Raw genomic sequence first — 21,882 nt, 5'->3', positions numbered from 1 at the left:
TTTTTTACTTTAGTAAGGTGGGTCATTTTACTTGACGGCAGCGTTTTAACCAAGTATCACGGTCAACTTTTCCGTCTTTATTATATTGGGATAATTGTTCCCAATAAGATTGAATAAACTGTGCAGCATTATTTTTTTCACGATTTTGTAAACGTTGTTTGGTCACCTCTACTTGTTTCTCGATCATTGCCACATTATATAAAGTTGCATTATCAACTAAGGTATCGGCGTAATATTTTAAGGTAAACTTCAACGCATTCTCTGCTTTTAATTTTTTCTCACTGAGATTATTGATTTGCTCTTCGGTACACAAGCCTTCTTTCGGCGCACCATCACAGGTTTGTTTAATATTTTCTACCAAATTCAACGCATTTTGGTAGGTATTATCCAAATCAACCATATTACTACACAAGAAACCGCCCAAACGCAATGAAGCTTGAATAGCTGAATCTCGCTGTTCGTCACGAGCTTGGTTGGCTTGACGCAAAGTATCATTCAATTTTTTCAGTTCTTTTTCCAACTGTTCCTTGGCAATAGTTTGATTTTGCACATCTTGTGCCAATTTTTCCAATTGCCCAACCACATTAGAACCTGCGCCGTGTTTATCATCTTTGTTATCATCACGGCCTAGCTTAGCCCATTCTTCTTTCAAGTCTTTAATTCGTTGTGCGGAGGTCAGTACCGGCGCCACCATCGCCACACGAAAACCGATATCTTTGGCTTTATCCACATTACTATTATTATATAAAGAACGCTCAATGCGATAAGCATTGGTTAAACTTTCTGCTGAATTTAAATAACTGCCACCACGTACGGTGACACCACCACTTTGCCCATGGTAATGATCTAAACGATTGAGTTTGAAAGCATCAAACATCATTTCTGCTGCATTACCCAAAGTGTCAAACAGGCCTAACGGATTGCCTTCCAACTGTCCAGTAAGCTGAATCTTACCATTCGCATTTTTGTTGCTCCACACATATTTCTCCGCACCATCTTTCATTGGAAAAAGCGGTTCACGAAATTCGGAGGAAGACACCGCAGCACCACCGCGCGCCGCATACTCCCATTCGGCATTAGTCGGCAAACGAACAAACCCTTTTGTGCCGTCCTCAGTTGGTAATTTATCTGCCGCATTTTTTAGCAACCATTCATTATATTTGCGGGTAAATTCCAGAGCATCAAACCAACTTACTTCTGTTATTGGTAAACGTCCTTTCATGTTGACTGATGGGCATTGTTCGTTCATTACCGATTGATATTGCAACTGTGACACTTCATATTTAGCCATTAAAAAATATCGCCCCTGAGACTTGTCGTCAAAACTGCCGGCAATAGCATTTGGGGTTGAATGTTCAGCAATTTGGTCGGCAGAATTGTCACTGCCCAGAAGGATGCTTTTTTCTTCCAAAGGTGAATGAGTTTCCGTTTTTACCATTCGAAAAACCATATTACCATCACAAGGCATGGGTAAAATTACATCCCCTTCCAAAGGTTTCGGATTATAGAATTTCTCTTCCCATGGAGTGCCATAAGCAGACTGCGCCACTAATTCCGTCAAAAGTGCGGTAACAAAAATAGCTATTTTTGTCTTACGCCGTGATTGTTGCATTTTGGGGGTTGTTCTAGACATCTCGTAAACTCTCTGCCGGTTGAATTTTCACCGCTTGTCGCGCGCCGATTCCGGCCACAATAGCAGCAAGGCATAACGCGATCGCAAAAGCGATGAATAAATGAATAAAATTCAAGCTACTGATAAAAATATCGTTGGATAAATTCTGACCTAATACGAAATTAAATACCTGACTGCCCGATAAGAACAAGAAATATGACAATACAAAAGCGAAACAGCTCAAACACAGAGCCTGCATAATTAAATATAACATCACCGCTCCACTTTGAAAGCCGAATAGACGCAGCAGTGCAATTTCTTTCCGCTTACGATCGATATTGGTTAAGAACGCACCAATCAGCGACAATACACACCCCAACACCGCTGTCGCTGCAATGACCATAAAAATCACATTGAGTACACCGTCAATGGCTTTGACGTTTTCAATGGCTTTGGCTTCTGTAGAGGTTTCAATATTTTTCTGCCGTAATTTTAACGCCAAAGGCGCTACGTCATCTAAGCTATTGGCATAAATGCGGGCGCGGGCGAAGTGTTCCCGCTGTTGCGGACGGACAGGATCCTGTTGATTGGCAAAAATAGCGGTTTGGTAGCCATCTCTAAAATCTTCCATTGCCAATAAGGTGTCCAACTGCACAAAGGCACCCGAACGGGCAAAACGGGTTTCAGGCACAATACCTTCCACCACCAATTCACTAATGGCTTTTTCCACCTGATTATTTTGCGAACGTGTGACCACCAAATTGATTTTATCACCTTGTTTTACATTTAATTTCTCTGCGGTTAAGGTACTTAATAGCACACCATTGGGTTTACTTAGTGCTTGTTCCGTTAAAGGATCGTTAACGGCTGTCGGAATCACTTCCACATCCTGTACAAATTTCTTACCACCATTTTGATTGGCAGACAAATCGGCAATAGTATTTAAAGAACGGGTCAACGGCGCCACAAAACGGGTTTCCGGCTGTTGTTGTAACCAATCAAACCAGTTCTTATCTAAATTGAGATTGCCGATAATTTTAATTTCAAGATTGCGCGGGTCATTAATTAACTGATGGCGTAACTGGGAAACTACGCCGAATTTCAAGCTGAAAAGCAACAATAACGGCGCAATTACCGCAATAAGAGACGCAATGATGCAAAAAGACACTTTGCGATCGTAATACAAATCCCGCAACGCTAATTTGCCTAGGAACATATAAGACAGATTAACTTGCTGCATGATGCGTTTCCTTCGGTAAAAACACCGCTTGCGCCGGTGTGGATAAATCTGCATACAGACTTGGCAAATGATTATTTTCCACCAAATCCCAATCATGGGTAACTAAAAGCGCCGTAATTTTTTGCTCTTCCGCCAATTTAATCATTAATGAAAATAAGGTTTGTGCATTATTCGGATCAAGCGCGGCGGTAGGCTCATCAGCCAATAACAGGCTTGGTTTGTGAATCACCGAACGAATAAAAGAAACCCGCTGCCGCTCTCCAATAGAAAGCAGACGCGGGTATTTAGTAAGCAACGATTGAATATTTAAGGCATCCGTTAAATACAAAAACCAGTCTTTATCCATGGCGCTATTTAACATTGAACAAGGCAATTCAATATTCTGTTGTACCGACAGAAAAGGCAACAAGCCCCCCGTTTGCAACATGAAACCTAACTTTCCTGCCCGTAGCTTAGAAAGTGCGGTCTGATTTTTTTGTAAAATTAACGGTTGCAAATCCATTACATCACCGGCATCACCTAATTGATAGCGAACCAAACGATCGGGCTGCAAAATTAACCCGATCATTTCCAATAAGGTACTTTTGCCACAACCACTGGCACCTTGAATGGCTAAAATCTCGCCATCTTGCAATTCAAGTTTAGGCAGCAACACATTGAATTGTTGGCTACCTTGGCCACGCCGAATCGCCATTTCTTCAATAAATAACACCGCACTTTTCCTGTTATGTAAATGAATAAATTATGGTAACGCCTCAAGCGGTACAGGATAAACGTAATCGCGCGGATCGCTGCCTTCCGATAAAGAAATCCAGCGGGATTGGTCCTCGTTAAACACGCGGTAATGACGTAACTTGCTGTTTAAGTCACGAATAAATTTTTCTTGCTCTAAGGCACTCATGCCTTTCCAAATTTGTTCGTCCAATCCGGTGACTTGGCTTTTATACGGAATGCCATCCAAATACTCCCCTAACAAGCCTAACTCGCCCAGTTTGGTGGAGTTTTCTTGTTTTAATTTATTCGGGTCTTGTCCCATTGCCGCGGCAACAGAACGTAATTGGGCAAACATCGAATCCGGTGAAATTAACCCTTCATTCGCGGCATCGGCAATTTTTTTCACCACATCACTTAAATCGCTTAATTGCGCTTTAGTCATCAATACGCGGGCTTCTGCCGTCGGAATGGTTGGTTTAAGGAAATCTTTATCGCTAATCCAGGCTTTAAATACCGGCGGGGCTTTGGCACCATTTTTATCACCTAAATAAGCCAACTGCATTGCTTTGCCCAATAATTCCGCATCCTGTTCAATTTCAGTTTTGGCTTTTTCTTGCTTAGGCTCATCAACAATCGTACCTGCAGCATTTTCCCCTTGGTATGCCAATTTCACTTGCGATGTCAAGGCACGAGCCAAAGCACCGACTTTTTCACCAAACTCATTCACATCACCAGCATTCACCGCATAATACAAGGGCTTGTTCAAGTAGTTATTGAAAGATAAATCGCTGTATTGGGTTTTCGCCTGTTCGTGATTTTTTACCCCAGCCGGAGTTTTTAAGTGCAAGGTATAAATCGCCACGCCACGATGTTGTGCTTCTAAGCGCAATTGTTTTGCATCCATTCCGGTGGAGGATAATGGATTATTACCGTCTAATGCCCCCGCATCGGTCACCAACACAATGTAGCGACCACCAAAATTGTTCCAGTTAATTTCATTTAATGCTTGTGAAATACCGGCAAATGAATCTTCGCTAAACTCTTTACTGGATACTTTCGCCTGTTTTAATTCAACCGCTTTTTGCAAGAAATCTTGCGTATCTTTCACCGTACTTGGGTCAACAAACATTTTAGAGACGTATTCCAATCCCGGTACTGCCTTGGTACTGGAACGGAACCCGACCAAACCAAATTTAACCTGTTTGCCTAAATTCTCTTTTTCAATTTGTTCGGAAACTTGTTTAATTACATCACGGGTACGATTGATATAAGGGTCCATGGAAATACTGGCATCCACCACAAACACCACAGCAGCACTAAATCCGGTCAACACTTGTGGATCAGATTTATTGGCGTTTGGATCTATTTTTGATTGTGTTTTCTGTTGAATCACCGGAGCCGTTTTACTCACAGACGCCACTTCCAAAATACGTTCATAGAAACCTTGTGAGTTCATGACTTCTTCACCTTGTAGAATTGGAAGAAGATAGAAATTCTTTTGAAAATCAATAAACTCTTTTGGCTCTTGCGCAACAATTTGTGGTGGTGTTTTATTATTGGCTAAGTCTGCACGAATTGGCTCCAAAATTTTCTTCGCATCATCGGCATTCACCACGGTTTCAATGTCCTCCTTGCTCTTAAAGAACAATAAAGGCTGGCGTTCAATCGGGTTGGTAAAAGCCAAAGTCATCTGCATATTCCATGCAACTGTACAATCCGCATCTAACCAACCGATGGTTTTACCAAAGCTGTCCGGCCCTACTTTTAACCATTCTTTACCATTCGCAGTTTGGCGCTGATACACATAAAAACGGGAAAAAGCAGGCTGTTTTTTACCTGCCGTTGCACCCGCGTTATCGACCAATTGGCAACTTGGCGTACTTAACACCCGTTGATAAAGTGTTTTCTTACCTTCCTGTTTTAACGGTTCATCCGCCAATGCGGCATTTGCCATAAATCCCATTAATAAAGCAATTGAGGTGACTTTAAAAGACTTCATCATTTTTTCAATTCCGCTAAACGTTGTTTGGCCTCGGCTAAATTCGGGTTAGCCTCCAATGCGGTTTCATACCAATAAATGGCCGTGCCTTTGTCGGCTTTGAAACAACTGCTGTTGGCATTTTCTTCATATTCTTTCGCGTATGCCAAAGCAATGTCGGCATTTCCGCTCTGAGCCTGATTCGCATATAAACGCTGTGCGATAGCACATTTGTTTTCTGCTTTGGCCTGATTAATCACGGCCAAAATGCGCTGGCTGTCAGGTTTGGTTTTTAGACAATTTTGAATAAAGGCTAATTCATCATTTTTATTTTGACTTAAACTACATTCATCGGCGGACTGCGCTTTTTCTTCCGTTTTATTTTTATTCAAGAAGTAATAAGCTGCTACACCGGCAATGCCCAATAAAAGAAGCAATAAAATAATCAAACCAAGTTTGCTTTTCTTTTTCGGAGCCGGTTGAGGCGGAGGCACAACCTTCAGTTCTTCCACCACCGGTTCAATAATAATTTCTTCCTCCGGCGGCAATCTGATCTCGTCAATAATCGGTTCAGGCTCAGGATCGGGAATATTCACCAAAACTTGGTCATCTACATGATTCACGGTGTTATCAATAGAGCGCACATCATCTGCACGTGCTGTATTGCCGCTGGCAGAAGACGCTAACACGTCATTGGAAAGTTTTAACACACCCATATCTTTTGTATTGGCATCGCGTACCATCATACGATATTGCATGGTGCTGCTTTGTTGTACCAAGGCATCAATTAACCAAGGGCCAAGTATGCCGCTTAGCACGTTATCTTGTAAGGTTAATTGCTCACTGACTTTCAACCAAACGGGTTCAATATTCCAATGCTGTCCTTCGGCAAAATAGTAGGAGTCCTGACTCCTTTGCACACTGATTTCAATATTTTCAACGCCACCTTTCCAGTTACCTGCGATGAATTCCGCATATCCGGGACGTACAGCTTTCAATTCAATTCTTAACATAACTTATCCTTCGGTTTATTCCGCCACCGCTGAGTTTCTAAAGACATTTAAAATTTCACCTAAACGCGCATTTTGTACTGCGTCAATTTCACGTCCGGCACTGTGCCCTGCATTACTTTGAGCGAATTCCATAAAGGCAATAAACCAGTCAGCGAGATAATTTTTGGTGTAATCTCCGGTGTAATTACTCAATTTTGGTAAATTATTGATTTTTTCCACTTCAGCGATTTCAAAAATCTGCCCATCACGCACATGACTTGCCGGGCGCTCCGCCACAGGCATTTGATCAAATCCAAGCCAAGCAAGGAAATCGGCAATTTCAGTGGTCACAGAGAATACTTGACGTTCCACGATTTGATCACGCTTACTGGCGCCCACTTCGTTACGATTAATCACTTTGGTTAAGCGATTTAATAAATTAAGACGGTTTGCACCGGTAATCAATTCGCCCACAATGCCTTCAATACATTGTGCCGAGAACGGATAAAATCGTGTATTGCGCGGATCCATAGAAATACCCCGTAAATGTTCAATCCACGCTTTAAACACCGCTTGGGCAAAACGGGATTCCGGCAATTTCTCTTCCGAAACGTTGGGATTTTTGACCGCACTTTGTGGCTCATCAAACAAATCAAAGCCGTCATCGAAGCCAAAACCGGAAGCGAATGCATTGGATTTATTTGCCTCATCGGAATCTTTGGCAGAAGGCGATAACAAATCATCGTCATTGTCGGCAAAATATAAAGAATGAATGGTTTCTTCCGGTAATTGAAGGCTACGTAAAAACTCACCCACAATTAATGCGCTTTTTTGTAATTCGCCAATGACCAATTTAGCCAACTGTTGTTTACGCTGCACTTCTTCCGCACCATCGCTTTGATACCAACTGGCAAAACGGTTTTCGATGATATGTTGAATCGCATGATTTAACTGTTCTGCAATACGCTTTTGCTTCACTTGCGGCATCGCCACTGTTTTTAAATAATCGCTGATCCGTTGCATCCCACCATCATTTAACAACATCATGCCATCCCAAGCCTCTTGAGGATTGGCAATGTGTTTTTGAATATCCGGATCGTCGGCAAATGTGCGACGTAACAAATCCAATTGCGCACTTTCATTTGGACGCACACGTAATTCCTGCCCGTCTTCTACATCTAGGAAAGACACTTTAAAGCCCGGTTTACGCACTAAGAAAGTATTGTTAAACGGTTTGCCGTTTGACCAATCATTTAACCATGGATAATTACCAAAACGCTCCAAAATGGTTTGTTTCAACAACCCGCCGGAACCCCAGCTGATTTTCAACATATTTTCATCTTTGGTCAGATCAGCACTAATTCGTTTATCAAACATAGTAATCGCCCATAACAAACCCGGTTTCCGTTGTGAGCGGGCCTCCGGCGTATCACCTTGGGTTTTATTAATCCAGCGTTCAAGCACAGGGCCTACGCTGTTAACATCGGATTGTTTATCGGATGGCGTACACACGATCAATAAATTCATTTCCTGGCTGTCAGTGTAACGCTCAAACAAATACGCCACTTTGCCGCGCAAAATTAACTGGGAAACCGGATTGCCTTCCTGAATTTCTTTAAGGCTTGAAATCGCCAAACGGCCGCGATAGCCCGGGAAGTCTAATAAATCCACACTTTCCACTGCCGGCACGCGGGTTGGGTTCATCAACGGAAACACAAGTTCAGCTGTAAGTGCGGTCAATTGTGCGAGAGAAATTTTTACCGGTTCGCCAATATTGTCTTCCGAAAAATAAGGGCGCACCTCAAGCAATTCGTCTTTATCCGTATTCAATCGCTCCAACATATCCACGTTCATAATACTATCCGCTTGGGATAGCTCGCCGTTAACTTCTTTTACCACAGCACTTAGCGGCGCATAAACACGATCTGCATTGCCTAAAGCAGCCAAAGTTTGTGCAAATTGAACATAAATCGCACTTAAATCCGCTTCTTCTCCCCATAAAATAGAGAACAACTGGGCGCGATCATTAATGCTCAAATAAGGGGCAATTAAAGTAGCCTTCGCCCAATACCCCCCTTGCAACATGGCTAAGGATTTTCCAAAGCTTTCCGTGGCGTAATCTTGCAAATCCACCACATCATCTTCCGTTACACCGGCCACACGCTGCGCTGACATTTTTGCCGTCATACGTCTTAATAGCGCATTGACGTTTTGTTGATCCAGTTTGTAATCAACTTTTTCCTTATCAAAATCATTGAAATAAGAATTCACCAATAATTTGGCAATTTCAATTTCATGGAACAATCGAAGTTCGAGCGGATAGCCTTGAATACCTCCTTTTGCCGTACGACTAAAACGGGTCACCAAACCAGTGGCTTCTTTACCGCCACCCGGTGGGTTAACGTGCTTAATAAAGTCTAATTTACGACCATCAAAAAGCGTTTCTAAATTGCCGTTAGCATCAGCGGCCAACGCTGAAATTAAAAAGGATTTACCTGCTTGGGATAACCCAAAAAAACCTGTTGTCATCGGACGTTCAGACACCGCACCAAGACGTTTTGCGGTATTACGCAAGCGGCGTAATTCCAAAATGAGTCCATCGGCTTCATTATTTAAACGGGCGACATTCGGGCGAACTTGACTAACCCAATCAATCGCCTGTTGGGAACCATCAAAAATATTTTGCCATGCTTGCGCTAATTGATTTTCTACACTCATCTTTTCACACATCCACTATCTAACCAATATTGAGTTTCGCCTAAACCCGCATCAACCATTGTATTTAAGGTCAATTTAATATCTTCATTACGGCGGCAGGAACGTCCATCAGAGGCGGAAACAGATTTAATGTAAAAATTCTCCGCACTTTCTTGGCTATTGCTTAAACTGCTCTTGTTTTTCACGCCAAGCACCACTTTTAAAACCGTACCATCAATGGCTAAACGTCGCTTAATTTCATCGTTTTCAATGGTCAACAAATAAATCGGTGACGCTACCCAACGTTCTACGTTTAGCTGACGGAAACCGATACGCATTGCACCACGTACTTCAAATTCCGTATCCGGGAAATCATAATCTTCATTATCTAAATCAATTTCAGAATAATATAAGTTACTGTCTTTAATCACGTTGTTGTTATCCAACAAACCGATATAGCGAATAGTAGAATAAGAATGCATGGATGCCGCACGGAAATAGAAATTCGGCAAACGCATATTATTACTTAAGAAACACAGCATAGCACCTACTGCCGCTGTAGTTTTGGGATCATCAATGCGTCCTTGTTTATGGAACGGGTACCAGTTACCGGTGCGATAATGATGCAACGGCATAATTCGTCCCACAGGCAATGGCAAGCGGCTACGGAAGAAACTTTGCACCCCAGGAAGACGGGAAGGACGGCCGGTTAACAATAACACGTCACATTGGTATAAATTGATAATTTCACATAAGGCATTAAAGGTTTTACAAATATCAAAATACCCACGAATGAATAACTTATGAATAGCGCCTAAATCCACATGAATCGGCAGGTCTAAGATATTGAAGTCTGGATTACCTAATTCACGGGCAATTGGTGTATTAATATAATTCAACACACTTTCTGTCGGCTCATCTACTTGAGCCAGTAGACTACGGAAAGTTGCACCAGCTAAGCTATTTTCTGTGCTAAACGGATCAAATTCTTCATATTCTTTTAAAATACGCAAACCGATCGGACTAAACACTTGCAAGGTCAGTTGTTGACGTAATAATGCATCTTGCACTTTTAAGGTTTGGGAGCCGATATATTGTGCCAAAATAGGTTCAGGATCGCGTAAACCCTCTTGTTTTAGGCCATTACTGAGCGCAGGAACAACAATATTGCGAATAATGTCCAACAAAATGTCATCCCCGGCCACCTTGAAACCATCTCGGAACAGTTGTTCCGGCTCGATATAAGCATTACTGCTATTGGTATTGCTGTTTTCGCCGTAATCCATTTTATATTTATTGATCACCAAATCCGTGGTGCCGCCGCCAATATCGACACTGGCAATAGTGATGGCGTTTTCTTTACCGTTTTTGTCGGGGCGCGCCAAGGCGGCGAAAAATTCTTCCGGGCGTCCGCCGTAATTGTTTTGCGTTTCGTTAAATAAATACACGATTTGCCCGCAAGTGGCTTCGTCCCATTGGATATGCACTTCCGGCAACATCGGCCAGTATTTTTCACGCCCTTCTTCGGTAGAGAAATCAACGTTATCGTCCGATTTATCCCATCCCAAGCTCTTCCAAACCAAGCCAATAGCTTGATACATAGCATTTTTGAAAATTTCCCGTTCAGGTTTCGGCATTGCAGGTGGAATGGTCAGAATAATAGAACGTAAGAAGCGCGGCGTACGGGAATGCTCTAATTTAGCACGTTGTGCCGGACTGTTAATTTGCATTAATGCGTGCATTAGCACCTCTGACAACATAAATGTCATCAAAGAACTACGGGAATATTTCGGTTGGAACACCGGCATTTTACGCTCGAATTCTTCTTCAACATCATCACGCAAAATATGTAAGGCTTCGCCATATTCGTTGATTAATCCGGAAAGTGGCTCGGCAGTGGCGTAAGGCTCGTGATCAGTTTTTACATAAGCAGAATTGAAACGCCACATTTGTTCGTATTTGTCCAAATCCCACAAATAGCGTTTCGGGCTTGATAACCCGGTAGAACCTTCATTACCGTTACGACGACTTGCCAAACGCCCTGCTTCTTTACCTACACGTGCAATGGTTGGCCATTGGAAAGCATCACGACGTCCACTTTGTAGCGACCAATGATCTTTGCCAAAAAAGGCCTGCGCAAATTCAACACGACTTTCAAACGGCTCAGTGTAAACACGTTCCGGATTGGTTAAATCGCGCAACTCCAATTCATAACGTTTTTTCAGGCCGTCTTTTTCCTGCACGTGATCTTCGATCAAAATACCGCACGTGCGTGAATTGCCCACATCTAACACCATGTCCACCGGAATCGCTTTCACGATGTCATCGGTTTTATTGGAAACCACCTTAATTCTCGGCAACGCCACTTCGCTACCTAAAATTGCCAAAATATTCAGATAATGCCCTTGGTGTGCTTTGCGTTCAACTTCTTGCACCAAGTCTTCCGGATGAATCTTCAAACGATTCGCTTCCGGCGCTAATTCTTTAAATAATTCCAATAACCAGTTATTAACCCAGTTAAAATCCAAGAACCACGACATTTGATCGGATTGATGTGCCAAGCCAAATAACACGCCGGAACGCACGTCTTCACTGGTTGGCGCCAAATACGCGGTGTCTTGGCTGTTAGGGAAAATTTTGGTATCAAAGGCAAACGTCACGCGGTGGGTGTGCCCTTCCGGATCGGCGCCTTCCGCCAATTCGACGATTCGCACCCGCGCCCAGTTATACGGGCCTTCGTCAAAACGATCCGGCGGCACGGTTCTTAACACAGGAATCGGCAACCACACGCCGTCAAACAGTTTAAAGGATTGTTCGACGCTGATTTCCTGCTCGGTACGCACTAAAATGCCGGGACGGCTCGGATCGCAAAACCCCTCGCCGTTTTTATCGGCGATTAAACGGCGTAACGGCCCGTTCACCGCAGAAGAAACAAAATTGCCGTTGCCTTTCTCGCGCCATTCTTTGTCTTTCCAATTAATCGTCAAGGCAAAATCAATGAATTGCACGCCGCTATTCATGACTAACGAAAGTTCTTTACCAAAATTATGTAACTCGGGAAACATGTGCTATCTCTCTTTCATCTCGTTAAAACTTATTTCTTAATGGTAATCGGGAAGCGGTTATCGCCGTAAGAACCGTTACAATCCGCCGACGCGCTATTCGGTTTACAGCTGATTTCCGGCAGTTGATAAGTGGTGCCGTCGCTACAGCTCGCCACGTTTTTGTTGGAGATGGTTAACCCGCCGCCGCTTACGTTAGCGTTCACATCGCCCACACATTTCACGCCGTCGCCACGTTGCAACGTGACTTGGCCTTTACCTTTGTCGTCAAAGTTATAGCTCAAGCGCATCGGTTTACCGGTGGTTTTATCTTGAATACCGCCGCCCGCATTCCACGCGCCGTTTAAGAAATCCACTTTGCCTTCTTGTAGGCTTTTTTCCGGAATTTGCAGTTTTTTCTGCGTGGTATTGGCCGTCGGGTCATTGGCTTTCGGATCGCTCGCTTTTGGATCATTGGCTTTCGGGTCGTTAGCCTTTGGATCATTGGCTTTCGGATCATTCGGATTGACTTTGTTATCTTTATCGGCCGGCTGATTCAGCTCAACGCCGTTTTTGTCTTTGCCGTTCAAATTCGGATCGACCGGTGGCAATACCTGCTCATTCGGATTCATCTCGTTTTTCGCTGCCTCGTCTTTGCCTAAGGCATTCGGATCCTGCGGGTTGGTTAACGCCGTTTTATTATCCACGTTAGCGTCGGTTTGCAAAGCGGTGTTGTCGGTTGCCGTGATGTTGTCGGTCGCATTTACTTCGACGGCTTGCTCTAATTTGCTCACCAAACCGTTATCGGAAACCACCGTGCCGTTGGCGTCAAACCATTGGCCGTTTACGTAACGATAGGCCGTGCCGTTGAGGTTTACGGTTTTTTCTTTTTTGTCTTTGTCATCTGCGACAAGGGTTTTATTATCGTCTTTTTTGTCGCCCAAAAGTGCGGTCGTTTTTTCGTCCGTTTTTTGCACCTCACGTTTGGTCAACGGATCCAATTCGATTTTCTTGCCGGTGGAATCGAAACAGCCGAACAAATAACACAACAGCAACGCCAACAGCAATAACAACGGCAGCAACCACCACAACCACGATAATTTTTTCTTCGGTGCAGCAGGCGCGGCTTCAGGAATCGGTGCGGCGGCCACCAACGGCGCGGCAGGTTTTAAACTTAAGAAAGGATCGCCGTGTAAATTAGTGTTCTTTTCAATAAAGCCCCAAAAGGTAATGACCGGGCGATTATTCACCAAATAGACGTGTTCGGGATTCGGAAAGCGCAAGGCTTTGAGGTTTTCGGCAGAATCGGGATTGTTCGGTTCCGCCCATAATAAGCGGGAAAATAGCAGTTGGTCGCCTTTTAAGTTGGCTTGTTTACTCATTTCCAAGCCTAAATCCGCCATGTTGCGTTCAAACACTTTTAATTCGCTCAAGGCTTGTTGGCGTTCTTGTTCCGTGGCGGACGACCAAGGAATGATCATATATTTACCGTCGGCGCGTTCCGATTCGAAAGGCACATACCAATCGATTTTGCTGCCTTGGTCATTGCGCTGCGGAATCGCCAAATAATCGGAAAACACGCGTCCGCGCTTTAACCGAATCGTATCGCGCAGTTGCGACGCCACGGAATAGACGGCCTGCCCGTCTTGCCCTAGCGCGGTGTAATCTTTAATATCGCCGGTTCTTAAAAGAGTGCTTAACATACACTTATCCTCAAGTTGAAAATCGCTAAATTATCAAAGTGTTAACTATGCTGAATTTTACCCCCAAAATATATAAAAGCCTATTAACCAAGTAAAAATATCGGATATTAACTAGAAAACACCTAACGATCCGGATGGATTATAAGCAAAAAATACAACAAAAAATACTATTTCATAAATCTCAGCCCCAAAGGGCGAAAGCCTATGTTGCTCATTTTGCAATCAATGTACAATATTATTGCTACCTCTTTCTATCAAGCCAAATTAATATTTCTTGGTATCTAATTCTTCTTACGTATCAAACAATGAATTGAGGTTGACCAGTGCATCGCTTTGCACCAAAAAACAGGTAAATACCTCACTATTATGAACATCCTGACTTCGAAATAACTGCTACTTTCTTGCAGTTCAACTGTAAACAATTTATTACAAAATTCCTAATCTGCAAGAGTTTTCTTATAACACATAAAATAAAACAAACCAAAAGAAAAAGGACATATTGTGGTGTTGTTCGCATATCTGTTATATGGCACATTGCCGGCAATCAACCGGCAATCAACCGGCAAATAACAAATCGGGAAATATTGAAACAACCGGCCATTCAATCTAAGCCAATAAAAAATTCGCGTGTTTTTACCGCACCTTAAAGAGCGATATAAATAGTAAAACGCCATGATGTTGTAGCGTGATGTTAACGTATGAGTATAAAGAGTTTGAAAATAAACATAAAACACCTTAAAGCAACAAATCATCAGAAGGTAAATATACTCAATCCTCCCCATAAATTTCAGAGAAAATTAATATTTTGTGAGTTATATCACGTTATTTATTTTACAAAATGTAAAACTTAAAATACAATCAATGTAAACTTTTAAATACATACAAGGGATATCTATGAACAAAACTGTGGGAAGTACACTGCTCGTAGCAGGTACAATGATTGGCGCAGGCATGCTGGCGATGCCGCTCACTTCTGCAGGTATTGGCTTTGGTGCCACGTTATTTCTTTTGATCGGACTTTGGATGCTGTTAACCTTCAGTGCATTGCTGTTCGTTGAGCTTTACCAAACCGCACCAAGTGACGCCGGTATCGGCACGTTGGCAGAACAATATTTCGGTCGTCCGGGACGAATTGTTTCCACCGCCGTGTTAATTGTCTTTTTGTACGCACTCATTGCGGCCTACATCAGTGGCGGCGGTTCTTTGTTGACCGATACGCTACCAACCATCGTTGATCGTGACACCACCGGCAAAGTCGCCGTATTGATTTTCACGCTTTTCTTTGGCGCGTTTATCATTATCGGTACGCACAGTGTCGATAAAATTAACCGCCTGCTGTTCTTTGTGATGATTGCCACATTCGTGATGGTGTTAAGTTTGATGTTGCCGGAAATTAAGCTCGATAACTTAATGGCAATGCCTATTGATAATGCGCTGATCATTTCCGCAAGCCCGGTATTTTTCACCGCGTTTGGTTTTCACGGTTCTATTCCAAGCTTAAACAAATACCTCGGCGGCAATGTCAAAGCCTTGCGCATTTCCATTTTAGTGGGTTCCGGTATCACCTTATTCGCCTACATTTTATGGCAACTTTCCACCCATGGTTTGCTTACACAAAATGAGTTTCTGCAAATCTTGCAACAAGATGCCACGCTGAACGGCTTAGTCACCGCCACGTTAACCATTACCCAAAGCAGCATGATGGCAAACGCCGTGAAAATTTTCTCCACCTTGGCATTAATTACGTCATTCTTGGGTGTGGGACTTGGCTTACTAGAATGTATTGAGGACTTATTAAAACGTTCTTTTAATATTCATACAGGACGTTTCTCTCTAGGGTTAATGACATTCATTCCGCCAATCGTCTTCCCCTTATTCTACCCACAAGGTTTCATTTTAGCGTTAGGCTACGCCGGTCAAATGTTCGCTTTCTATGCCGTAGTGCTTCCGGTTGCCCTTGTGTGGAAAGCACGCCGTATTCACCCGAACTTGCCGTATAAAGTCTGGGGCGGCAAAGTCACATTGATGCTCGTTTTGGTCCTTGGTGTCATCATCACTTCTATCCCATTCGCCATCCGCGCAGGTTATCTGCCGTTTGTAGTGGGTTAAAAATACCTAAAAAAACGACCGCACTTTGATTTTTAAGATCAAAGTGCGGTTTGTTATATCTTGTTTTCTTAATAAACCCCATAAAAAACGGTGAACTCAGTCACCGTTTCTTTGAATTAAACATTAAGGTTTACGATTTTTTAGCAAATTCACAGGGAGGGGTAATTTGATTTTTCATTTTACTACTGATTTCGCGACGTTGTTTGGATAATTCGGCGTTACGAATAATATAGTCGTCAACACGGTTTTCATAATCATCACGCATGCTTTCAATAATGGTTCTTACATCTCGAATCGACATATCATCACGGATATATTGATTTAAATTATCTAATAGCAATACACGTTTTTGGTTATCGCGAATCTTACGATTGTTATCGTCCATATCGCGCAATAGTTTGTTTTTCAAGCGATACATCCGCACATACTCCAAAACATCTTGAAAAGACTTGTTGACGTTTTCCATTGGTTTGCTCCCTGACAATAAAATGAATGGCGATAATGTAGCCTTTTTTATGGATTTCGTCAAAAAATTCCCCATTTAAAAAGAGGATTATTTTCCCACCCAATAAATTCAAAAAATTTCCGTAAAAATCATTGATTAGAACACGGTGAGGTGATAAAACTGAAAGCCACTTTTACTCAATTACTCAATGACTCAATCAAAGGAAATCCTATGGCAAACGTATTTAATTTCAGTGCCGGTCCGGCAATGATGCCCAAAGCGGTGTTAGAACAAGCACAACAAGAATTATTAAATTGGCAGGGACAAGGCACCTCCGTCATGGAAGTGAGCCACCGTGGCAAATTGTTCATGGAATTAATTACCCAATCCCAAGCGGATTTCCGCAAACTCTACAACGTTCCTGAAAACTACCATGTGTTATTTCTACAAGGTGGCGCACGCGGTCAATTCGCTGCCATTCCAATGAATTTATTACGTGAAAACGGCAAAGCGTTATATTTAAACAGCGGCCACTGGTCTGCTACTGCAGCAAAAGAAGCCCGTGCTTTCGGCGAAATTGACGAAATCAACATCTTAGAACCGGGCGATGAACTCAAAGTCAAATCCCTTGATTTCAGCGACATTGCCGAACAATACGATTATGTTCACTACTGTCCGAACGAAACCATCAGTGGCGTAGAAATTTTTGATGTGCCAAACGTCGGCAATGGCGTGTTAGTAGGTGACTTCTCCTCTACCATTCTTTCCCGCAAAGTAGATATCAGCAAATTCGGCTTAATTTATGCTGGGGCGCAAAAAAACCTTGGCCCGGCGGGAATCACCCTCGTTATCGTACGTGATGATTTAATTGGCAAAGCGCGCAAAGCCACGCCATCCATTTGGAATTATGAAACGCAGAAAAACAGCGATTCTATGATCAATACGCCACCAACATTCGCTTGGTATTTATGTGCCTTAGTGTTCAAACATTTATTGTCTATCGGCGGCTTACCGGAAATCGAGCAACGTAACCTTGCCAAAGCCAACTTGCTTTACGATTATTTAGACGGTTGTGATTTCTACCAAAATAATGTGGCAAAAGCCAACCGCTCTTTAATGAACGTGACCTTCACTACGGGCAATGACGAATTGAATGCAAAATTCGTTGCCGAAGCCACGGCAGCGGGATTGCAAGCGTTAAAAGGGCACAAAGTGTTAGGCGGTATGCGCGCCTCCATTTATAACGCCATGCCGATTGAAGGCGTACAAGCATTGATTCAATTCATGCAAAAATTTGCCCAAGAAAACGCCTAGCCCTCTTAAAAGTGCGGTCGAAATTCATCGTAAAAATCCACCGCACTTTCTTTTTCTTTATGACTACTCGGAGCATCTTATGCAATATCTTGATCGTGCCAATGCCGGCGTAAAAGCGCTTTCACCTTACCAAGCCGGCAAGCCCATTGAAGAATTAGAACGCGAATTAGGCATTAAAAATATCATCAAACTCGCCTCAAACGAAAATCCGTTCGGCTTATCGCCCAGCGCCAAAAACGCTATTCAAGCGCAATTAGACAACCTTCATCTTTACCCCGATTCCAACGGGTTTTATTTCAAACAAGCAGTCGCGGAAAAATTCGGTTTACAACCGGAACAAATCACCCTTGGCAACGGCTCCAACGATTTAATTGAACTCATCGCCCACACCTTTGCCTCCGAGCAAGACGAAGTCATTTATTCCCAATACGGCTTCATTGTTTATCCGTTGATTAGCCAAGCCTTGAATGCTAAACGGGTAGAAATTCCGGCAAAAAATTACGGCAACGATTTGGCGGCTTTTCTAAACGCGATCACGCTAAAAACAAAATTAATTTACCTCGCTAACCCAAATAACCCGACAGGTACTTTCTCAAGTGCGGTAGAAATTGCGGACTTTTTGGCCCAAGTGCCGCCACAAGTGATCGTGGCGTTGGACGAAGCTTATGTGGAATTTACTGAACCGAGCGAGCGCGTGGATTCTTTCGGTTTGTTAGCAAAATACCCGAACCTGATTGTGTGCCGAACCCTCTCCAAAGCCTATGGGTTAGCCGGTTTGCGCATTGGTTATGCGGTTTCCTCGACAGAAATTGCGGGCTTACTCAATCGTGTACGCCAACCCTTTAACTGCAACAGTCTTGCCCTGGCCGCCGCCACCGCTGCCATTCAAGACGATGAATTTGTCGCCAAAGTGGCGGAAAATAATCGAATTGGCTTGCAATTATTGCAAAACTTCTTTGATGAAAAGGGCTTGCGTTATGTGCCGTCCAAAGGCAATTTTGTGATGTTGGACTTGCAACAACCTGCTGCGCCGATTTATCAAGCGCTGTTACGCAAAGGCGTAATCGTGCGTCCACTTGCCGGTTATGGTTTGCCAAACCATTTGCGCATCAGCGTTGGCTTGCCGGAAGAAAATCAGCGTTTTTTAACCGCACTTAGCGACATTTTAGGCTTATAACGGACAACTTATGCAACACGCCACTTCCATTACCCTTAACCCGATCCACCATGTGGAAGGCACGATCAATCTGCCCGGTTCGAAAAGCCTGTCCAACCGTGCCTTATTGTTGGCTGCGTTGGCGCGAGGCTCGACCAACGTCACGAATTTATTAGACAGTGATGATATCCGCCATATGCTCAACGCCTTAAAACACCTTGGTGTGCAATATTCGCTGTCTGACGATAAATCCGTCTGCGAGGTACAGGGCTTAGGTGGCGCCTTTCAATGGCATGACGGCTTAGCGTTATTTTTAGGCAATGCCGGCACTGCCATGCGTCCGTTGGCAGCAGCACTCTGTTTGACGCGTGAAGAGGCTTCTGCACAAAATGAAGTGATTTTAACCGGCGAACCGCGCATGAAAGAGCGCCCAATTCAGCACTTAGTGGATGCATTGTTGCAGGCAGGCGCAGACATTCGTTATTTAGAAAACGAGGGCTATCCGCCAATTGCCATTCGTAACACAGGCTTGCGTGGTGGCACGATTAAAATTGATGGCTCTATTTCATCACAATTTTTGACCGCACTTTTAATGGCCGCCCCCCTTGCGGAAGGCGACAGTGAAATTGAAATTATTGGCGATTTGGTTTCCAAACCCTACATCGACATCACCCTTAACATGATGAAAATCTTTGGTGTGGAAGTGGAAAACCAAAACTATCAACGCTTTATCGTGAAAGGTAAACAATCTTACCAATCCCCCGGCACCTTTTTAGTGGAAGGCGATGCCTCCTCAGCCTCCTATTTTTTAGCGGCAGGTGCGATTAAAGGCAAAGTGAAAGTCACCGGCATCGGCAAAAACAGTATTCAAGGCGACCGTTTATTTGCCGATGTGTTAGAAAAAATGGGAGCAAAAATCACCTGGGGCGAGGATTTCATTGAAGCGGAACGAGCCCCGTTACACGGCGTGGATATGGACATGAACCATATTCCCGATGCGGCCATGACCATTGCCACGACTGCGTTGTTTGCCGAAGGAGAAACCGTGATTCGTAACATTTATAACTGGCGGGTGAAAGAAACGGATCGCTTAACCGCCATGGCAACCGAACTGCGCAAAGTGGGTGCTGACGTGGAAGAAGGCGAAGATTTTATTCGCATTCAACCGTTAAAATTAGCAGATTTCAAGGCTGCAGAAATCGAAACCTATAACGATCACCGCATGGCCATGTGTTTCGCCTTGGTGGCCTTATCCGACACGCCAATCACCATTTTGGATCCGGGCTGTACGGCAAAAACGTTCCCAACGTTTTTTGAGGAATTTTTAGCCATCGCACACTAACCTCGTGGTAATAACAACAAAAAAATGAAAAACGCAGAAAAAACAAACCGCACTTTATGTTGCATCATATAAAGTGCGGTTCGTTTTTAAGAAGATTTACGCTTCCGGCTGATAGCCCTCATCATTCAATGTCGGATGTTCTGCGCCCTGCTTTGCCAGTTGATCGCAAATTTCATTTTCACGATGCCCTGCATGCCCTTTCACCCAACGCCAATCCACATGATGGCGGGCAATAGCCTGATCTAACGCGATCCATAAATCTTGATTTTTGACCGGTTTGCCACTACTCGCCTTCCAATTGTTTTTCTTCCAATTGAAAATCCATTGTGTAATGCCATTTTTCATGTATTGACTATCGCTGTATAAATGGATGTCGCAAGGTTCTTTTAAGCTATTTAACGCTCCCACCACAGCCAACAATTCCATTCGATTATTGGTCGTTAAAAAAAAGCCTTTGGACAACTGTTTTTCATGTTGTTTATAACGTAACAGGATGCCAATGCCGCCCGGGCCGGGATTACCAAGGCAAGATCCATCGGTAAAAATTTCGATTTGTTTGCGCATATTGACTACTAATTTATTTTAAATGGGGCGATAATACCCGAAATTTTTACGGATAAAAAGTCAAGTTATGAGTATTCAAATTAACCCGAATCGCCAGATTGTACTGGATACGGAAACCACCGGTATGAACCAGCTGGGCGCCCATTATGAAGGTCATTGCATTATTGAAATCGGTGCGGTGGAAATGATCAATCGTCGCTACACCGGCAATAATTTTCACATTTACATCAAACCCAATCGCCCTGTCGATCCTGAAGCAATTAAAGTACACGGCATCACCGATGAAATGCTTGCGGATAAACCGGATTTCAGTCAAATTGCCAATGAATTTATTGAGTATATTAAAGGTGCCGAGTTGTTGATTCACAACGCACCCTTCGACGTGGGGTTCATGGATTATGAATTTGCAAAACTCAACTTACCAATAAAAACCAACGATATTTGCCAAGTGACCGATACGCTCACGATGGCGCGTCAAATGTATCCGGGCAAGAAAAATAACTTGGATGCACTATGTAGCCGTTTAGGTATTGATAACAGTAAACGAACCTTGCACGGTGCGTTACTGGATGCGGAAATTCTAGCAGACGTTTACCTTGCCATGACCGGTGGGCAAACCAGTCTTTTTGATGAAAACGAATCAGAAATTATTCAACATGTGAATGAGCAACAGGTGCAAAGTGCGGTTGTGTTTTCACATAATTTACGCTTGCTTACCCCCACTGAAGCCGAATTGCAGGCACATTTGGAATACCTCAAGTTAATCAATAAAAAAAGCAAAGATAATTGCTTATGGACGCGCCAATCTCAAGAAGAAACCTTACACTAAACAAATCGTTCACCGATTAAACAAGTAAGTTCAAAAGAGAAAAAAAAAGTTGACGGAATGGCCTGTCATCATTATTATGCACCTCACCTGTGCGGAGTGGTAGTTCAGCTGGTTAGAATACCTGCCTGTCACGCAGGGGGTCGCGG

At 43.3% G+C, this 21,882-nt stretch carries 15 protein-coding genes; 5 read left to right on the top strand and 10 right to left on the bottom strand.

Annotated elements, in window-relative coordinates:
• Positions 1-22: 22 nt before the first annotated feature.
• Genes ACO5E4_RS06820 through ACO5E4_RS06785 form a run of 8 tightly spaced genes read right to left on the bottom strand, consistent with a single transcriptional unit; the run spans position 23 to position 13,977 of the window.
• Positions 23-1,633, bottom strand: coding sequence for an SUMF1/EgtB/PvdO family nonheme iron enzyme (locus tag ACO5E4_RS06820; RefSeq protein WP_454905159.1), 1,611 nt, complete (start codon positions 1,631-1,633; stop codon positions 23-25).
• On the bottom strand, positions 1,626-2,852 hold the full coding sequence (locus ACO5E4_RS06815) for an ABC transporter permease (RefSeq protein WP_485862508.1): 1,227 nt from the start codon (positions 2,850-2,852) through the stop codon (positions 1,626-1,628). Before ACO5E4_RS06815 ends, ACO5E4_RS06820 begins: the two co-directional genes overlap by 8 nt.
• On the bottom strand, positions 2,839-3,564 hold the full coding sequence (locus ACO5E4_RS06810; RefSeq protein WP_006718907.1) for an ABC transporter ATP-binding protein: 726 nt from the start codon (positions 3,562-3,564) through the stop codon (positions 2,839-2,841). Before ACO5E4_RS06810 ends, ACO5E4_RS06815 begins: the two co-directional genes overlap by 14 nt.
• 30 nt (positions 3,565-3,594) lie before the next feature.
• A complete protein-coding gene (locus tag ACO5E4_RS06805) occupies positions 3,595-5,529 on the bottom strand; it encodes a vWA domain-containing protein (RefSeq protein ID WP_375712769.1) in 1,935 nt (644 codons plus the stop codon).
• A 35-nt stretch (positions 5,530-5,564) separates the two neighbouring features.
• Positions 5,565-6,557: a hypothetical protein gene (locus tag ACO5E4_RS06800; protein ID WP_006718909.1), complete on the bottom strand. Its 993-nt coding sequence runs from the start codon at positions 6,555-6,557 to the stop codon at positions 5,565-5,567.
• 15 nt (positions 6,558-6,572) lie between these two features.
• Complete coding sequence (locus ACO5E4_RS06795) at positions 6,573-9,254, bottom strand: putative virulence factor (protein WP_485862507.1); 2,682 nt, start codon at positions 9,252-9,254, stop codon at positions 6,573-6,575.
• Complete coding sequence (locus tag ACO5E4_RS06790) at positions 9,251-12,298, bottom strand: virulence factor SrfB (protein WP_485862506.1); 3,048 nt, start codon at positions 12,296-12,298, stop codon at positions 9,251-9,253. The genes ACO5E4_RS06795 and ACO5E4_RS06790 overlap by 4 nt, the downstream gene beginning before the upstream one ends.
• A gap of 29 nt (positions 12,299-12,327) precedes the next feature.
• Positions 12,328-13,977 carry an SrfA family protein gene (locus ACO5E4_RS06785; protein WP_485862505.1) on the bottom strand — a complete coding sequence of 550 codons (1,650 nt, stop codon included), beginning with the start codon at positions 13,975-13,977 and terminating at the stop codon, positions 12,328-12,330.
• 894 nt (positions 13,978-14,871) lie between these two features.
• On the opposite strand from ACO5E4_RS06785, the gene ACO5E4_RS06780 reads away from it, so the two are divergent.
• Positions 14,872-16,086 (top strand): aromatic amino acid transporter, encoded by a 1,215-nt coding sequence (locus ACO5E4_RS06780; RefSeq protein WP_485862504.1) that lies wholly within the window; start codon positions 14,872-14,874, stop codon positions 16,084-16,086.
• Between the two features lie 130 nt (positions 16,087-16,216).
• Here the strand turns inward: ACO5E4_RS06780 and ACO5E4_RS06775 are convergent, their stop codons facing one another.
• Positions 16,217-16,552 (bottom strand): DUF496 family protein, encoded by a 336-nt coding sequence (locus ACO5E4_RS06775; protein WP_314954076.1) that lies wholly within the window; start codon positions 16,550-16,552, stop codon positions 16,217-16,219.
• Positions 16,553-16,762: 210 nt separating this feature from the next.
• On the opposite strand from ACO5E4_RS06775, the gene serC reads away from it, so the two are divergent.
• The 3 genes from serC (at position 16,763) to aroA (ending at position 20,343) form a co-directional block, all read left to right on the top strand.
• Positions 16,763-17,845 (top strand): 3-phosphoserine/phosphohydroxythreonine transaminase, encoded by a 1,083-nt coding sequence (gene serC / locus ACO5E4_RS06770; protein ID WP_485862503.1) that lies wholly within the window; start codon positions 16,763-16,765, stop codon positions 17,843-17,845.
• Between the two features lie 79 nt (positions 17,846-17,924).
• Complete coding sequence (gene hisC, locus ACO5E4_RS06765; RefSeq protein WP_485862502.1) at positions 17,925-19,022, top strand: histidinol-phosphate transaminase; 1,098 nt, start codon at positions 17,925-17,927, stop codon at positions 19,020-19,022.
• A gap of 10 nt (positions 19,023-19,032) precedes the next feature.
• Complete coding sequence (gene aroA / locus ACO5E4_RS06760; protein ID WP_485862501.1) at positions 19,033-20,343, top strand: 3-phosphoshikimate 1-carboxyvinyltransferase; 1,311 nt, start codon at positions 19,033-19,035, stop codon at positions 20,341-20,343.
• A gap of 96 nt (positions 20,344-20,439) precedes the next feature.
• Here aroA and rnhA read toward each other — a convergent pair whose 3' ends face one another.
• Positions 20,440-20,907, bottom strand: coding sequence for a ribonuclease HI (rnhA, locus tag ACO5E4_RS06755; RefSeq protein WP_485862500.1), 468 nt, complete (start codon positions 20,905-20,907; stop codon positions 20,440-20,442).
• Positions 20,908-20,974: 67 nt separating this feature from the next.
• On the opposite strand from rnhA, the gene dnaQ reads away from it, so the two are divergent.
• Entirely contained in the window at positions 20,975-21,736 is a 762-nt protein-coding gene (gene dnaQ / locus ACO5E4_RS06750; RefSeq protein WP_311352379.1) for a DNA polymerase III subunit epsilon, read from the top strand.
• Positions 21,737-21,882: the final 146 nt, after the last annotated feature.

The organism is Aggregatibacter sp. (assembly GCF_057314075.1).
The sequence above is the reverse complement of the archived record's forward strand: the minus strand, read 5'-3'. Positions and strand labels throughout refer to the sequence as shown.

What these genes read in the sequence shown, in the direction of transcription:
- ACO5E4_RS06820 (WP_454905159.1), bottom strand. Translation starts at nt 1,633, where the DNA reads ATGTCTAGAACAACCCCCAAAATGCAACAATCACGGCGTAAGACAAAA.
- ACO5E4_RS06815 (WP_485862508.1), bottom strand. Translation starts at nt 2,852, where the DNA reads ATGCAGCAAGTTAATCTGTCTTATATGTTCCTAGGCAAATTAGCGTTG.
- ACO5E4_RS06805 (WP_375712769.1), bottom strand. Translation starts at nt 5,529, where the DNA reads ATGGGATTTATGGCAAATGCCGCATTGGCGGATGAACCGTTAAAACAG.
- ACO5E4_RS06800 (WP_006718909.1), bottom strand. Translation starts at nt 6,557, where the DNA reads ATGTTAAGAATTGAATTGAAAGCTGTACGTCCCGGATATGCGGAATTC.
- ACO5E4_RS06795 (WP_485862507.1), bottom strand. Translation starts at nt 9,254, where the DNA reads ATGAGTGTAGAAAATCAATTAGCGCAAGCATGGCAAAATATTTTTGAT.
- ACO5E4_RS06790 (WP_485862506.1), bottom strand. Translation starts at nt 12,298, where the DNA reads ATGTTTCCCGAGTTACATAATTTTGGTAAAGAACTTTCGTTAGTCATG.
- ACO5E4_RS06785 (WP_485862505.1), bottom strand. Translation starts at nt 13,977, where the DNA reads ATGTTAAGCACTCTTTTAAGAACCGGCGATATTAAAGATTACACCGCG.
- ACO5E4_RS06780 (WP_485862504.1), top strand. Translation starts at nt 14,872, where the DNA reads ATGAACAAAACTGTGGGAAGTACACTGCTCGTAGCAGGTACAATGATT.
- ACO5E4_RS06775 (WP_314954076.1), bottom strand. Translation starts at nt 16,552, where the DNA reads ATGGAAAACGTCAACAAGTCTTTTCAAGATGTTTTGGAGTATGTGCGG.
- serC (WP_485862503.1), top strand. Translation starts at nt 16,763, where the DNA reads ATGGCAAACGTATTTAATTTCAGTGCCGGTCCGGCAATGATGCCCAAA.
- hisC (WP_485862502.1), top strand. Translation starts at nt 17,925, where the DNA reads ATGCAATATCTTGATCGTGCCAATGCCGGCGTAAAAGCGCTTTCACCT.
- aroA (WP_485862501.1), top strand. Translation starts at nt 19,033, where the DNA reads ATGCAACACGCCACTTCCATTACCCTTAACCCGATCCACCATGTGGAA.
- rnhA (WP_485862500.1), bottom strand. Translation starts at nt 20,907, where the DNA reads ATGCGCAAACAAATCGAAATTTTTACCGATGGATCTTGCCTTGGTAAT.
- dnaQ (WP_311352379.1), top strand. Translation starts at nt 20,975, where the DNA reads ATGAGTATTCAAATTAACCCGAATCGCCAGATTGTACTGGATACGGAA.